The organism is Streptomyces sp. NPDC007164 (genome assembly GCF_040634135.1).
Taxonomy (GTDB): Bacteria; Actinomycetota; Actinomycetes; order Streptomycetales; family Streptomycetaceae; genus Streptomyces; species Streptomyces sanglieri.
Genome location: NZ_JBEYFB010000009.1, coordinates 205,311 through 220,557, shown reverse-complemented (window position 1 = coordinate 220,557; position 15,247 = coordinate 205,311). Strand labels below are relative to the sequence as shown.

Here is a 15,247-nt window from a genome sequence, read left to right as displayed (position 1 = left end):
CACCCCCCAGGTCATTCCTTCGACAGGGGGACACAGTCATGCCGGGCCCGGAGGCCAGCGGCCCTCTTGCAGGACCGCGAAAAAGATAACGGGGGCGGCGCCGGGGCCGGTGAGGCGCGGGCGGCAGCAGGGCGTCGCGGTCAATGAGGCGCGGGCAGGAGCGGGGCCGTCACGGGCGGGACCGTCACGGTTGCGGATCCTTTGCGTCGTACCGGGCGAACCCCCGCCACCGCAGCCCCAGCAGGGCCACCGCGACGACACAGGCGATCCCGCCCCCGGTCACCGCCAGGCCGGGCGAGGCCAGGTCGGCGACCGATCCCGCCACGAAGTCGCCGAGCCTCGGCCCGCCCGCCACGACGACGATGAACACGCCCTGGAGCCGTCCGCGCATCTCGTCCGGCACGGCCGCCTGGAGCATGGTGTTGCGGAAGACCATCGAGGTGGTGTCCGCGCACCCGGCGAGCGCCAGGAAGACCAGCCCGAGCCAGAGCTGCCGGGTCAGGCCGAAGACCGCGATGGCGGTGCCCCAGCAGGCGACGGCGATCAGCACGGCGAGTCCGTGGCGCCGGACGCGTCCCAGCCATCCGGAGAAGACCCCGCCGAGCAGCGCACCGAACGCCGGGGCGGCGACCAGCAGTCCGGTGGTCTTCGCGTCACCGCCGTACCAGAGGACGGCGACGACCGGGAAGAGTGCCCGGGGGTGGGCCAGCACCATGGCGCACAGATCGGTGAAGAAGGTCATCCGGAGATTGGGCCTGGTCCCCAGGAAGCGCAGCCCGTCCGCGACGGACGCCCGCTTGTCCCTCGCGCCCTCCTCCCGCTCCGGCAGCATGGCGGGCAGCCGCCACATCGCGTAGAGCGAGGCGGTGAAGGTGACGGCGTCGACGGTGTACGCGGCCCGGTAGCCCCACCAGCCGACGACGAGCCCGCCGAGCATCGGCCCGACCAGCGTTCCGGTGGTGCTGGTCATGGAGCTGAGGGCGTTGGCGGCGGGCAGCTGTTCGGCCGGCAGCAGCCGGGCGATCATCGAGCTGCGGGCCGGTGAGTTGACCGCGAAGCAGGCCGCCTGGAGGCCGACGATCGCGTACAGCAGCCCCACCTGCTCCACGCCCGCGACGGCGATGACGACCAGGGCGACGGAGAGCACGAACGACCCGGCGGAACTGGCCAGGCCCAGCTTGCGACGGTCGATGGTGTCGGCGACGGCACCGCCGTACAGCCCGAAGACGACCAGCGGCAGGAACGAGCAGAATCCGATGAGCCCGACCGAGAAGGCGGATCCGGTGATGTCGTAGACCTGGAGCGACACGGCGAGCGCCGTCATCCCCTGCCCGACCCAGGAGACCGTGTTCCCGAACCAGAGCCGCCGGTAGTCGGGGGAGGTCCGCAGCGGCGTCAGATCGGCGAGTATTCGGGTGCGCGGAGCGGGTCCTTCGGTCGTTTCGGTCACAGCGGATGTTAACCACCGGGGTCCCCGGCAGCCCGGTCACCATCGGGAACCGGCCGCCTCGGCGGTGCCGTTCGTGCTCCGTGCCGCCGACCGGCTACTTCCAGTGGATTCCTGACGGCCGGGCAGACTTGTGGGCGGACTCGTACGCGGTCCCGTTGTGCGGCCGGGAGCTGCGCTCGAAGAGCGTGGCGTACAGGCCGCTCCGGCCGAGGAGTTGCGCGTGCGTGCCGGACTCCACCAGCCGCCCCTCGTCCAGTACGAGGATGCGGTCGGCGTCCGCGGCCAGGGCCAGGTCGTGGGTGATCACGATGGTGGTGCGGCCGCGGGCCAGCCGTCGCAGGGGCTCCAGGATGCGTTCCGCGGCCAGCCGGTCCAGTCCGGTGGTGGGCTCGTCCAGGAGGAGCACGGGTGCGTCGCGCAGCATGGCGCGGGCGATGGCGATGCGCTGCAACTGGCCGCCGGAGAGCCGGGAGGTGCCGGTGGATATGACGGTGTCATATCCCTCCGGCAGAGCTTCGACGAACGCGTGGGCGTCGGCCGCCCGCGCGGCCTGCTCGACGTCGTCGTGGCTCGCGTCGGGGCGTCCGCAGCCGATGTTCTTCTCGATGGTGTCGTGCAGGACGAGCGTGTCCTGCGGCAGCAGCGTGATGTTGCGGCGGAGATGGGGCAGCGGCATCCGGTCCACGGAGACGCCGTCCAGCAGGACGCTGCCGGTCTCCGGGTCGTAGAACCTGAGCAGCAGCGCCGCCAGCGTCGACTTGCCCGCACCGCTGGGGCCGGTGATGACCAGCAGTTCCCCGGGGCTTGCGGTGAACGAGAGGTCCCGGAGCACCATCTCGCTGCTGCCGGGGTAGTGGAAGAACACCTGGCGCGCCTCCACCTCGCCGAGCGCCCGGCTGCGCTCCGGCGCCGGAACCGAGTCGCCCGGGTCGGTGACGGAGGGCTCCGCGTCGAGGATCTCCAGCAGTCGTTCGGCGCCCGCGGTCGCGGCGGTGGCCGTCAGTCCGAGCTGGCCCAGCGAACGGATCGGCGGGTAGAGGTAGCCGATGAAGGCGGCGAAGGCCAGCAGCTGTCCGAGGGTCATCCGGCCGGCCGAGATCTCCCACGCCCCCAGGCCGATGATCGTGAGGACGCACAACGTTTCGAGGACTTCGATGAACTGCTCGTAGAACTCGGTGAGGCGGACGGCCTTCACCGCGGTCCGCAACCGGAGCCTCGCCTTGCTGCTGAGCCGGGCCTCCTCGTCCTGCTGCCTGTTGTACGCCTGGGTCATGACGACGTTGACGAGGGTCTCCTCGACCACGGCGGTGATGGCGCCGTCCGCCGCCCGGCCGCGCCGGGACACCGCGCGCAGCGGCTTGGCGAAACCGCGGGTGACGACCAGCAGGACCGGAACCATGACGAAGGTGGCCAGGGCCAGGTCCCAGCGCAGCAACAGGGCCGCGCCGGCATAGAAGATGGTGCCGAAAAGGGCCGACGCCGCCCCGACGATGCCGGAGACCACGAGCGCCTCGATGGCCTCCACGTCACCGGTCAGCCGCTCCACCAGGTCGCCGCGGCGATTGCGCTGGAAGAAGTGCGGCGGGAGTGTCTGGAGATGGCCGAAGACGCGGGCCCGCAGCCGCAGCACGAAGCGCTCGGCGGTCCAGACCGCGAGCGAACTGCCCAGGTACCCCACCACGGCACCGGCCACCGCCACGGCGAGCCACTGGCCGGCGGGCTTCCAGAAGGCGCTGACGTCGCCGCTCTGCAGGGCGGTGTCGGTGAGTTTGGCGAACAGCAGGACGGTGATGGTCTCGGCGAGGGCGGCCAGGACGGCGCACAGGAAGATGACGACGAGCCAGCGCCGGTCGCCTCTGGTCAAGGGCCAGAAGCGCCGGAAGGACGCCATGATGCTGACGGGTTCGGTGCGGATCGGGACATCCGTCACCGGGTCCTCGGGCAGCTCCTCGTCACGGGGAGAACGCCGGAGCGGGCTGTGAAAGCGCATGGGAATCACATCACAGACGTGCTCGGACCATGGACCGTGGCCATGGGAAGGGGCCCAAACAACAACGAGGCGGACCCGCGCGGTGCGCGAGCCTGCCTCGAATTGATGTCAGGGATCGGGAGTGAAGGGTGTCAGCAACCCCAGCGACGTCCACGACGGCCATAGCCGTAGTCGTCGAAGTAGCCGCCGTACCCGCGTCCACCGTAACCACGGTCGCCGTATCCACGGTCTCCGTATCCGCGTCCGCCGTAACCGCCACGGTCACCGTGTCCGCCGCGACCGCCGTCCCTGTGGTCGAAGATGCTACGAACCTTCATCTTCGCCTCCTCTGGAGGAGTTCACTGCGCCGCTCCTTGCTCTTGCTGCGGCACTTTCGACACTACGTCCGACCCCTGTGACCAACAAGTCGTAGAAGCGGTAATCAAGGATAAAAGTGCCGAAATACCCCAATCCTTCGGAGCGTTGTCGTAGGTGACTCTCCGGGCATGACGCATCGACAAGGAACGGGCGGACCCGCGAGCGGACCCCACCGGCACGACCCGCCGGGCCGACGCGTGGCCACTTGATCCCGTGACGGGGCTATGGTGAGGGCCCCCACGGAATCCGTGAGGGCCCTGATACCTACGTATACGCAGGTCATAACGTTTCTGCCGGAACATCGGCAGTGGGGCGGGTGGGACTCGAACCCACGGCCGACGGATTATGAGTCCGCTGCTCTAACCGGCTGAGCTACCGCCCCTTTTCGGCGTGGCGCGCACAAGTGTGCGCGCCGTCTGCCGCAGCATAGCCGGTCATACGATCTCTCGCTCCGGATGGTCGGCTTCGCCTGACCATGAAGACCGCACCGCCGGCCGTCCGGTTCCGGATGGAGCGAAGTACACGCGAAAGAGTCACTTGCACCCCACACGCACCACGGTGGCGACCGTCGGCAGACACACGAAAAAGGACCCCTCGGGGTCCTCTTCCGTTCCGCTCCCCCGACTGGACTCGAACCAGTAACCCTCCGGTTAACAGCCGAATGCTCTGCCAATTGAGCTACAGGGGATCGCGCTCCCCCGACTGGACTCGAACCAGTAACCTGCCGGTTAACAGCCGGCTGCTCTGCCAATTGAGCTACAGGGGATTGCTGCGTATGCATCGAACCCTACCTACCTGGCTGCTGCCGGGCGGCGCGCGTTCGCTGCGACACATACATTAGCGCAAGCAGGGGGGTGCTTTGCCAATCGGTATCCCCGGGGTGATCTCCGGTGCCCGCGGGTAGGCGGGCAGCACACGTCGAAGTGAGCGCCGCACCGAGCGTCGCGCTGAGCAAAGAAGGGTGGCAGCCATGCGGTACCGGCTCACGTTCATCGCCGGACTGGCCCTCGGATACGTGATCGGGACACGGGCCGGGCGCGAGCGCTACGAGCAGATGAAGAAGTCCGCACGCCGGTTCGCCGAGAACCCGGCCGTGCGCAATACCGCCGAGTCCGCCGCGCAGAGCGGCCGTGACCTGGCCGGCAAGGCGTACCACGTGGTGAGCGACAAGGTCGGCGAGAGGGTTCCGGCCGGGGTGGCCGACCGGGTGCGCTCGCTGCGGGACCGCGGCCGGAACGGCGAGGACGACTGGGGCACCAGCAACACCTAGGCGCGGAGGCCGCTCCACCGGTACGGAAGAGGTCCGGCGGTGCGGCAGAATCTTGGGCATGGGGATAGTCGCCGGCTTGGACAGTTCTTCCGCCTTCACGCACATCGTCGTCTGCGATACGGACACCGGCGCAGTGCTGCGCCGGGGGTTCGCCGCGCACCCCGTCGAGGCGAAGGCCACCGAGGTCGACCCGCAGGCATGGCTGCTCTCGCTCGGCGAGGCCGCCGGCGGCGGGCTGCTCGAAGGGGTGCAGGCCATCGGCGTCTCCGCCCAGCAGCACGGCCTGGTGCCGCTGGACCACCAGGGCAATCTCGTACGCCCGGCGCTGCTCGGCAACGACAAGCGGGCGCAGGCCGCCGCTGCCGATCTGGTCGACGGGCTCGGCGGGCGGCAGGCCTGGGCCGAGGCGGTCGGGGCGGTGCCGCAGGCCGCGCAGCCGGTGGCGAAGCTGCGCTGGCTGGCACGGACCGAGCCGGAGGCGGCCCAGCGGGTGGCCGCGGCGCTTCAGCCGCACGACTGGCTGGTGTGGCAGTTGCTGGGGCGCCCGGCCCGGCGGACCACCGACCGGGGTGCCGCGTCCGGCACCGGGTACTGGTCGGCGGGCACCGGTTCCTACCGGCCCGACCTGGTGGAGCTCGCGCTCGGGCACCAGGCGGCGCTGCCCGAGGTGCTCGGCCCCTCGGACGCGGCTGGGACGACGCCCGAGGGGCTACTGATCTCCGCGGGGACCGGCGAGACGATGGCGGCGGCGTTCGGGCTCGGGGTCGGGGTCGGCGACGCGGTGGTCTCGCTGGGCGCGTCGGGTTCGGTCATGGCGGTGCACCACGAGGCGCTGTCCGATCCGGACGGGATGATCACTTCGTTCGCGGACGCGACCGGGATGCATCTGCCGGTGGTGTACACGTCCAACGCGGTACGGGCGCTGCGCGGGACCGCCGAGATGCTCGGCGTCGAGGGGCTGGAGGAGCTCTCCGCGCTGGCGCTGAAGTCCACGCCGGGGGCGTCCGGGCTGGTGCTGCTGCCGTATCTGGAGGGCGAGCGGACGCCGCGGCTGCCGCACGCCGCGGGGACGCTCTGCGGGCTGCGGCGCGAGTCGATGAAGCCGGAGCACCTGGCGCGGGCGGCGTTCGAGGGGATGCTGTGCTCGCTGGCCGACGCGCTCGACGTGCTGCGCGGCCGGGGCGTCGAGGTGCGCCGGGTGTTCCTGCTGGGGGCGGCGGCCGAACTGCCCGCCGTACAGGGGCTGGCGCCCGCGCTCTTCGGTACGCAGGTGGTCGTGCCGCAGCCCGCCGAGTACGCGGCGCTGGGCGCGGCCCGGCAGGCGGCCTGGGCGCTGGCGGTCTCGCAGGGGACCGGCGATCCGCTCACGCCCCCGGCCTGGCAGGGCGCCGCGGCGCAGGTGCTGGAGCCGGGCGAGGAGCCGGCCGTCGGGCGGGCGGTGCGCCAGCAGTACACGGCAACGCGGGACCAGATCCACCCGGAGGCGTTCGGCCCGGCACACTGAGCCGTCCGCCCGTGCGAACGGGCCGAGTACACGGAGCGACATGAACCCCTCCACTTGTGTACTCGGTCCGTTTTTTGACCTGGTCTTGAGTAAAAACGCTCGCGGTCCCGCCCCCCGGTGCCGGAAAATGGGTCGACTCCTGCCTGCTGCCGACTCCGAGAGACACGCGTGCTCATAAAACTCCTGCGGGCCTATCTCGGTCCGTACAGAAAACCCATCCTGCTGCTGGTCCTTCTCCAGCTGTTGCAGACCTGCGCCAGCCTCTACCTGCCCACCCTGAACGCCGACATCATCGACAACGGTGTCGTCCAGGGGGACACGGGCTACATCCTCGAATTCGGCGGCATCATGATCGCCGTCAGCATCGCCCAGGTGGTCTGCAACATGGGGGCCGTCCACATCGGCGCCCGTACCGCGTCCGCTCTCGGCCGCGATGTCCGGGCGTCGATCTTCGACCGGGTGCAGTCGTTCTCGGCGCGTGAGGTCGGGCGCTTCGGGGCACCCTCGCTGATCACCCGTACGACCAATGACGTCCAGCAGGTCCAGATGCTGGTGCTGATGACGTTCACGCTGATGGTGTCGGCCCCGATCATGTGCGTCGGCGGCATCGTCATGGCGCTCGGCCAGGACGTACCGCTGTCCGCGGTGCTGCTCGCGGTGGTGCCGGTGCTCGGCATCGCGGTGAGCCTGATCGTGAAGCGGATGCGCCCGCTGTTCCGCACGATGCAGGAGCGGGTCGACACGGTGAACCGGGTGCTGCGCGAGCAGATCACCGGCAACCGCGTCATCCGCGCCTTCGTCCGGGACGGCTACGAGGAGAAGCGGTTCCGCGGCTCCAACACCGAGCTGACGGACGTGGCGCTGTCCACGGGCCGGCTGATGGCGCTGATGTTCCCCACCGTGATGACGGTCGTGAACGTCTCCTCGATCGCGGTGATCTGGTTCGGTGCCCACCGCATCGACAGCGGCGGCATGGAGATCGGGGCGCTGACCGCGTTCCTCGCCTATCTGATGCAGATCGTCATGTCCGTGATGATGGCGACCTTCATGTTCATGATGGTGCCGCGCGCCGAGGTCTGCGCCGAGCGCATCCAGGAGGTCCTGGAGACCGAGTCCAGCGTGGTCCCGCCCGTCAAGCCGGTCCGTGAGCTGCGCGCCCACGGCCATCTGGAGGTGCGCGGCGCGGACTTCCGCTACCCGGGCGCCGAGGAGCCGGTGCTGCGGTCGGTGGATCTGGTGGCCCGCCCCGGCGAGACCACCGCGATCATCGGGTCGACGGGCAGCGGGAAGTCGACGCTGCTCGGTCTTGTACCGCGGCTGTTCGACGTGACGGACGGTCAGGTGCTGGTCGACGGCACGGATGTGCGGACGCTGGAGGCGGCGCTGCTGGCGAGGACCGTGGGGCTCGTTCCGCAGAAGCCGTATCTGTTCTCCGGGACGGTCGCGACCAATCTGCGGTACGGAAACCCGGACGCGACGGACGAGGAGCTGTGGCACGCGCTGGAGGTCGCGCAGGCCAAGGAGTTCGTCACGGCGCTGGAGCACGGTCTGGACGCGCCGATCTCGCAGGGCGGCACCAATGTGTCGGGCGGGCAGCGGCAACGGCTGGCCATCGCCAGGACGCTGGTGCAGCGCCCGGAGATCTATCTCTTCGACGACTCGTTCTCCGCGCTCGACTACGCCACCGACGCCGCGCTGCGCGGGGCGCTCTCGCGGGAGACGGCCGAGGCGACCGTGGTGATCGTGGCGCAGCGGGTGTCCACCATCCGCGACGCGGACCGGATCCTGGTGCTGGACGAGGGCCGGGTCGTCGGCTCCGGTACCCATCACGAACTGATGGACGGCAATGAAACGTACCGGGAGATCGTGCTCTCCCAGCTGACGGAAGCGGAGGCCGCGTAATGGCCGGGCCTGGCGGACGCATGATGGCGGGCGGGGCGCCGACCGACCGGTCCATGGACTTCAAGGGGTCCTCGAAGCGGCTGCTGAAGCGCTTCGCGACGGAGAAGACCTCGCTGTACGTGATGCTGCTGGCCTGTGCGCTCAGCGTCGGCCTGTCGGTGGTCGGGCCGAAGATCCTCGGCCGGGCGACCGACCTGGTCTTCGCCGGTGTCGTCGGCCGGAAGATGCCCGAGGGGACGACCAAGGAGCAGGCCGTCGAGGGCCTGCGCAACAGCAACAGCGGCCTGGCCGACATGCTCTCCAAGGTGGACTTCGTCCCCGGCGACGGCATCGACTTCGGTGCGGTGGGCGATGTGCTGCTGGTGGCGCTGGCGGTCTATGTCGGCGCCGGTCTGCTGATGCTGGTGTCGACCCGGCTGTCGATCCGGATCATCAACCGGGTCGTGTTCCAGCTGCGCGAGGACATCCAGACGAAGCTGTCGCGGCTGCCGCTGTCGTACTTCGACCGTGCCAAGCGCGGCGAGGTGCTCAGCCGGGCGACCAACGACATCGACAACATCTCGCAGACGATGCAGCAGACGATGGGCCAGCTCATCAACTCGCTGCTCACCATCGTCGGCGTGCTGATCATGATGTTCTGGGTCTCGCCGCTGCTGGCGCTGGTCGCGCTGGTGACGGTGCCGCTCTCGGCGGTCGTGGCCACGAAGGTCGGCAAGCGCTCGCAGCCGCAGTTCGTGCAGCAGTGGAAGGTGACGGGCAAGCTCAACGCCCACATCGAGGAGATGTACACCGGGCACACCCTGGTGAAGGTCTTCGGCCGGCAGGAGGAGTCCGCGCGGGACTTCGCCGAGCAGAACGAGGCGCTGTACGAGGCCGGGTTCAAGGCGCAGTTCAACAGCGGGGTCATGCAGCCGCTGATGATGTTCGTCTCCAACCTGAACTATGTGCTGATCGCCGTCGTGGGTGGTCTGCGGGTCGCCTCCGGCGCGCTGTCGATCGGTGATGTGCAGGCGTTCATCCAGTACTCGCGGCAGTTCTCGATGCCGCTGACCCAGGTCGCCTCAATGGCGAACCTGGTGCAGTCGGGCGTCGCCTCGGCCGAGCGGATCTTCGAACTGCTGGACGCCGAGGAGCAGGGTGCCGACCCCGCGCCCGAGGAGCGGGAGCGCCCGAAGGAGCTGCGGGGCAGCGTCTCGCTGGAGAAGGTGTCGTTCCGTTACGACCCGGAGAAGCCGCTCATCGAGGACCTGTCGCTGAACGTCGAGCCGGGTCACACGGTCGCGATCGTCGGCCCGACCGGGGCCGGCAAGACCACGCTGGTCAACCTGCTGATGCGGTTCTACGAGGTGACGGGCGGCCGGATCACGCTGGACGGGGTCGACGTGACGAGGATGTCCCGTGACGACCTGCGGCAGGGCATCGGCATGGTCCTCCAGGACACCTGGCTGTTCGGCGGTTCGATCGCGGACAACATCGCGTACGGGGCGTCGCGCGAGGTCACCCGCGAGGAGATCGAGGAGGCCGCGCGGGCGGCCCACGCCGACCGGTTCATCCGCACCCTGCCGGACGGTTACGACACGGTGATCGACGACGAGGGATCCGGTGTCAGCGCGGGCGAGAAGCAGCTGATCACCATCGCGCGGGCGTTCCTGTCCGACCCGGTGATCCTGGTGCTCGACGAGGCGACGAGCTCCGTCGACACCCGTACCGAGGTGCTGATCCAGAAGGCGATGGCGCGGCTGGCCCACGGCCGTACGAGCTTTGTGATCGCGCACCGGCTCTCCACCATCCGGGACGCCGACGTCATCCTGGTGATGGAGAACGGCTCGATCGTCGAACAGGGCACCCACGAGGAGCTGTTGGCCGCCGAGGGCGTCTATGCCCGGCTGTATTCGGCGCAGTTCGCGCAGGCGGTCGCCGAAGTCGACTAGAAGCGGCGCCCGTTCGGACGCGAGGGCCCGTGCCGCCGCCCGGCGGTGCGGGCCCTCGCGCGTCAGTCGAGGTAGCCGCGGAGCTGGTCGGCGAAGGCGTGGTCGCGGAGTTTGCTGAGGGTCTTGGACTCGATCTGGCGGATGCGTTCGCGCGTCACGCCGAAGATCCTGCCGATCTCCTCCAGGGTGCGGGGCCGCCCGTCGTCCAGCCCGTAGCGCAGCTGGACCACCTTGCGTTCGCGCTCGCCCAGGGTGGAGAGCACCGCCTCCAGGTGCTCGCGCAGCAGCAGGAACGCGGCGGACTCCACCGGGGACGCGGCGTCGCCGTCCTCGATCAGGTCGCCGAGGGCGACATCGTCCTCCTCGCCGACCGGGGCGTGCAGCGATACGGGTTCCTGGGCGAGCCGCAGGACTTCGCCGACCCGTTCCGGGGTGAGGTCGAGCTGGCCGGCGACCTCCTCGGCCGTCGGCTCGTAGCCGCGTTCCTGGAGCATCCGGCGCTGGACGCGTACGACGCGGTTGATCAGCTCGACGACATGGACCGGGACCCGTATGGTCCGCGCCTGGTCGGCGAGGGCGCGGGACATGGCCTGGCGGATCCACCAGGTCGCGTACGTGGAGAACTTGTAGCCCCGGGCGTAGTCGAATTTCTCCACGGCCCTGATCAGCCCGAGGTTTCCCTCCTGGACCAGGTCGAGCATGGTCAGCCCGCGCCCGATGTAGCGTTTGGCGACGGAGACGACGAGGCGGAGGTTGGCCTCGATGAGGCGGCGCTTGGCCATCCTCCCCATGACCACCAGCCGGTCGAGATCGACGGCCAGCCGGGTGTCCGGGTCCGGGGTGCTCGCGAGCCGTTCCTCGGCGAAGAGCCCGGCCTCGACGCGGCGGGCGAGTTCCACCTCGTCGGCGGCGCTGAGCAGGGGGATCCGGCCGATCTCCCGCAGGTACTGGCGGAAGAGGTCGGAGGACGGACCGGCGGTTTCCGGGCGGCTCCGTGCCCCGGACGGCTCCGGCGCCTGCGGCGGCTCCTCCATGAGCACCTCGGGCGGGTCGGGCGGATCGTTGGGTATCGGCGGCTCGGCCTCGGCCTCCGGATGGTGCACGGCCCGGTTTTGCGCGGGGACGGCCGAGACGTGCTCGGTTTTGGTCAGGGTCCGGGTCTGCACGGGGGCGACCTCCAGGTGATCGCTGCCGGACCGCGGGGATGGAGGACCACCGTTCGATGGGCCGGCCGCGCTCCGATGTCTCAGGCACCGCACCCCAGTGTGGGGTAAGACACATCGCTGCCACGAGGGGCGTGCGGGGACTTTCTGAGCCCGGTCCGTGACCGGCCGGTTACGCGGGGGCGCTCCCGCCGCCGGGGCGAGGCGGCAGAGCGCGTCAGAGCGCGTCGGCGCCGTTGTTGCGCAGGGACTGGGCGTACTGCTGGAGGACCCAGACCTCGTTCTGTGCCGCCGCCAGGTGGTCCGGGGCGACATTGCTGCCGAGGCGGGCGAGGCTGCCCTGTACGTCGCCGATCCGGCGGTCCACGGCGCGCAGCCGGACCTGGACGAGCTGCATGCCCGCGTAGGTCTCGTCGATGGTCTTGCCGTGGAAGACCTCGACCGCCAGCTCGGTGACCAGATTGCGCACCGTGTCGTTGGGCGCCGCGTCCAGGACCTGGACCAGGTATTCACGGGTCTCGGGGACGCCCAGCTCGGCGCCGCCGGCCTCCGCGATGCACTGCCGGACGGCGGCGTACGGCGGGGCGGTGAACTCGTCGGCCCCGTAGGCGTCGAAGGCCGGGGAGACCAAGGCGGGCTTCTGCAGGGCGAGCTTGAGCAGCTCGCGCTCGGTGCGGTGGGCGGGGCTGCGGAGGTTGAGCGCGGGGCCGGAGGGGGCGGCGGGGGTCGCCTGCACCTGCTGCTGCCGGGGGCCGCCCCGGCCGGAAGCCTGGCCGGGGCCCCGCTGGTCGCCCCGCTCACGGGCCCAGCGGGCGAGCTGGCCGACCCGCTTGACGACGAACTGGGTGTCCAGGATGCCGAGCATGCCGGCCAGCTGGACGGCGACCTCGTGCTGCGAGGAGCTGTTCTTGATCCGGGCGACGACGGGGGCCGCCTCGTCGAGCGCGGCGCCGCGTCCGGCCGGGGTCTCCAGGTCGTACCGGCCGACGATCTGGCGGAGCGCGAACTCGAAGAGCGGGGTGCGGGGTTCGACCAGGTCGCGGACCGCCTCGTCGCCCTTGACCAGGCGCAGGTCGCAGGGGTCCATGCCGTCCGGGGCGATCGCGATGTATGTCTCGGCGGCGAACTTCTGGTCGTCCTCGAAGGCGCGCAGGGCGGCCTTCTGCCCGGCCGCGTCACCGTCGAAGGTGAAGATCACCCGGGCGCTGCCGTTGTCCATCAGGAGGCGGCGCAGGATCTTGATGTGGTCTCCGCCGAAGGCGGTGCCGCAGGTGGCGATGGCGGTGGTGATCCCGGCGAGATGGCAGGCCATGACGTCGGTGTAGCCCTCGACGACCACGGCCCGGCTGGCCTTCGCGATGTCCTTCTTCGCCAGGTCGATGCCGTACAGCACCTGGGACTTCTTGTAGATCGCGGTCTCGGGGGTGTTGAGGTACTTCGGTCCGTTGTCGTCGTCGCGCAGCTTGCGGGCGCCGAAGCCGACGACGTCGCCGGAGGTGTCGCTGATGGGCCACATCAGCCGGCCACGGAAGCGGTCGATGGGGCCGCGCCTGCCGTCCTGGGAGAGGCCGGAGGCGATCAGCTCCTTGTCGCTGAAGCCCTGGCCGCGCAGATACCGGGTGAGGTGGTCCCAGCCGGCCGGGCTGTAGCCGACGCCGAAGTGGGCGGCGGCCGCCTGGTCGAAGCCGCGCTCCGCGAGGAACTTCCGGCCGATCTCGGCCTCCGGGCCGTCCAGCTGCTCGATGTAGAACCGGGCGGCCGCCTTGTGCGCCTCGACCAGCCTGATGCGTTCGCCGCGCTGGTGGGAGGGGTTGTACCCGCCCTCCTCGTACCGCAGGGTGATGCCGGCCTTGGCGGCGAGCCGCTCGACGACCTCCGCGAACGTCAGATGGTCGATCTTCTGCACGAAGGCGATCGTGTCGCCGCCCTCCTGGCAGCCGAAGCAGTGGAAGAGGCCCTTGCTCGGGCTCACCTGGAAGGAGGGGGACTTCTCGTCGTGGAAGGGGCAGAGTCCCTTGAGGTTGCCACCGCCCGCGTTGCGCAGCTGGAGATACTCGGAAACGACGGCGTCGATCGGGACCGCGTCCCGTACCGCCTTCACGTCGTCGTCATTGATCCTGCCTGCCACGGGTGAAGTCTACGGGTGGGGTAGGACAGCCGTGGAGCGCGCCGATGTGATCCGTGGAACCGCCGGTGCGGTGCGGACCGGCCGGCCGTCCCGTCCGGGAGCCCCGGCGGGACGGCCGGGCCGCGCTCAGCCCAGGGATTCCAGCGGTACGGACGGGTCCGCCAGCGCGTCCGGGTCGACCTGCCGGCCGGACCGGATCAGCCCCTGCACGGTCTCGGTGACGTCCCACACGTTGACGTTCATCCCGGCCAGCACCCGGCGGTCCTTCAGCCAGAAGGCGATGAACTCCCGCTTCCCGGCGTCGCCCCGGATGACCACCTGGTCGTAGCTGCCCGGCGGCGCCCAGCCCGAGTATTCGAGGCCGAGGTCGTACTGGTCGGAGAAGAAGTACGGCACCCGGTCGTAGCTGACGTCCTGGCCGAGCATGGCGCGGGCCGCGGCCGGGCCGCTGTTCAGCGCGTTCGCCCAGTGCTCCACGCGCAGCCGGGTGCCGAGCAGCGGGTGGGCCACGTTGGCGACGTCACCGGCCGCGAAGATGTGCGGGTCGCTGGTGCGCAGCGAGGCGTCGACGGCGATGCCGCCGCCGTCCGCGCGGGGGGCCATGGCGAGCCCGGCGGTCTCGGCGAGGGCGGTGCGGGGCGCGGCGCCGATCGCGGCGAGCACGTCGTGGGCGGGGTGCTCCTCGCCGTCGTCGGTGCGGACGGCGAGCACCAGGCCGTCCTGGCCGATGATCTCGGTGAGGCGGAGGCCGAAGTGGAAGCGGACCCCGTGGTCGCTGTGCAGGTCGGTGAAGATCTGGCCGAGTTCGGGGCCGACGACCTGGTGCAGCGGGGTCGGCTCCGGTTCCACGACGGTGACCTCGGCGCCGTAGCCGCGGGCCGCCGCCGCGACCTCCAGGCCGATCCAGCCGGCCCCGGCGATCACCAGATGGCCGTTGTCCCGGCCGAGTGCGGCCAGTACGTTGCGCAGCCGGTCGGCGTGGGCGAGGCGGCGCAGATGGTGGACACCGGCCAGCTCGGTGCCCGGTACGGGGAGGCGGCGCGGCTCTGCCCCGGTGGCGAGCAGCAGTTTGTCGTAGTGGACGACGGTGCCGTCGCCGAGCCGTACGGAGCGGGCCTCCCGGTCGAGTGCGGTGACCGGCTGTCCCAGGTGCAGTTCGATGTCGGCGCCCGCGTACCAGGCGGTCTCGTGGACGAAGACGCTGTCCCGGTCCTCCTTGCCGGAGAGATAGCCCTTGGAGAGCGGAGGCCGTTCGTACGGATGGTCGCGTTCGTCGCCGAGCAGGATCACCCGGCCGCTGAAACCCTCCGCCCGGAGCGTCTCGGCTGCCTTCGCTCCCGCCAGTCCTCCTCCGACGATGACGAACGTCCGATGTGCGTCGACCACTTGATGCCTCCTCGGTGCTTGCTTAGCGGCGCCGCCAACTGCGAGCGTCCCGCACACAGCATGATGGCGAAAGAGGGTGTACCCCGATCAGGTCACGCCCAGTGGCCGGGTCCAGTCTGCGCGGCGCGGACCCCGGCGTGGGGCACGGCTCGCAGACGGGGCGGAA

9 protein-coding genes and 3 tRNA genes are annotated in these 15,247 nt (G+C 70.4%); 4 read left to right on the top strand and 8 right to left on the bottom strand.

What is annotated here, in order from left to right; all coding sequences use genetic code 11:
* Window positions 1-184 precede the first annotated feature (184 nt).
* From ABZ622_RS15595 to ABZ622_RS15575, 5 genes are all read right to left on the bottom strand, one after another.
* Window positions 185-1,450 (bottom strand): MFS transporter, encoded by a 1,266-nt coding sequence (locus ABZ622_RS15595; protein WP_360543272.1) that lies wholly within the window; start codon window positions 1,448-1,450, stop codon window positions 185-187.
* Window positions 1,451-1,544: 94 nt separating this feature from the next.
* Entirely contained in the window at window positions 1,545-3,341 is a 1,797-nt protein-coding gene (locus ABZ622_RS15590) for an ABC transporter ATP-binding protein (protein ID WP_360543297.1), read from the bottom strand.
* A 764-nt stretch (window positions 3,342-4,105) separates the two neighbouring features.
* A tRNA-Ile gene (locus ABZ622_RS15585) sits at window positions 4,106-4,179 on the bottom strand.
* A 233-nt stretch (window positions 4,180-4,412) separates the two neighbouring features.
* Window positions 4,413-4,485 (bottom strand) — tRNA-Asn (locus ABZ622_RS15580).
* 5 nt (window positions 4,486-4,490) lie between these two features.
* Window positions 4,491-4,563 (bottom strand) — tRNA-Asn (locus tag ABZ622_RS15575).
* Window positions 4,564-4,767: 204 nt separating this feature from the next.
* Between ABZ622_RS15575 and ABZ622_RS15570 the strand changes: the two genes are divergently transcribed.
* From ABZ622_RS15570 to ABZ622_RS15555, 4 genes are all read left to right on the top strand, one after another.
* The gene (locus ABZ622_RS15570) at window positions 4,768-5,067 is read left to right on the top strand and encodes a YtxH domain-containing protein (protein ID WP_360543270.1); all 300 of its coding nucleotides are present in this window, start codon (window positions 4,768-4,770) and stop codon (window positions 5,065-5,067) included.
* Between the two features lie 58 nt (window positions 5,068-5,125).
* A complete protein-coding gene (locus tag ABZ622_RS15565) occupies window positions 5,126-6,571 on the top strand; it encodes an FGGY family carbohydrate kinase (protein WP_360543268.1) in 1,446 nt (481 codons plus the stop codon).
* 168 nt (window positions 6,572-6,739) lie between these two features.
* Complete coding sequence (locus ABZ622_RS15560) at window positions 6,740-8,473, top strand: ABC transporter ATP-binding protein (RefSeq protein WP_360543266.1); 1,734 nt, start codon at window positions 6,740-6,742, stop codon at window positions 8,471-8,473.
* Complete coding sequence (locus ABZ622_RS15555; RefSeq protein WP_360543264.1) at window positions 8,473-10,404, top strand: ABC transporter ATP-binding protein; 1,932 nt, start codon at window positions 8,473-8,475, stop codon at window positions 10,402-10,404. Before ABZ622_RS15560 ends, ABZ622_RS15555 begins: the two co-directional genes overlap by 1 nt.
* Before the next feature lie 62 nt (window positions 10,405-10,466).
* Here the strand turns inward: ABZ622_RS15555 and ABZ622_RS15550 are convergent, their stop codons facing one another.
* The 3 genes from ABZ622_RS15550 to ABZ622_RS15540 form a co-directional block, all read right to left on the bottom strand.
* Window positions 10,467-11,570, bottom strand: coding sequence for an RNA polymerase sigma factor (locus tag ABZ622_RS15550; protein WP_360543262.1), 1,104 nt, complete (start codon window positions 11,568-11,570; stop codon window positions 10,467-10,469).
* 214 nt (window positions 11,571-11,784) lie between these two features.
* Window positions 11,785-13,695, bottom strand: coding sequence for a DNA primase (gene dnaG / locus ABZ622_RS15545; RefSeq protein ID WP_360543260.1), 1,911 nt, complete (start codon window positions 13,693-13,695; stop codon window positions 11,785-11,787).
* 126 nt (window positions 13,696-13,821) lie between these two features.
* On the bottom strand, window positions 13,822-15,081 hold the full coding sequence (locus tag ABZ622_RS15540; protein ID WP_360543258.1) for an FAD-dependent oxidoreductase: 1,260 nt from the start codon (window positions 15,079-15,081) through the stop codon (window positions 13,822-13,824).
* Between the last annotated feature and the right edge of the window lie 166 nt (window positions 15,082-15,247).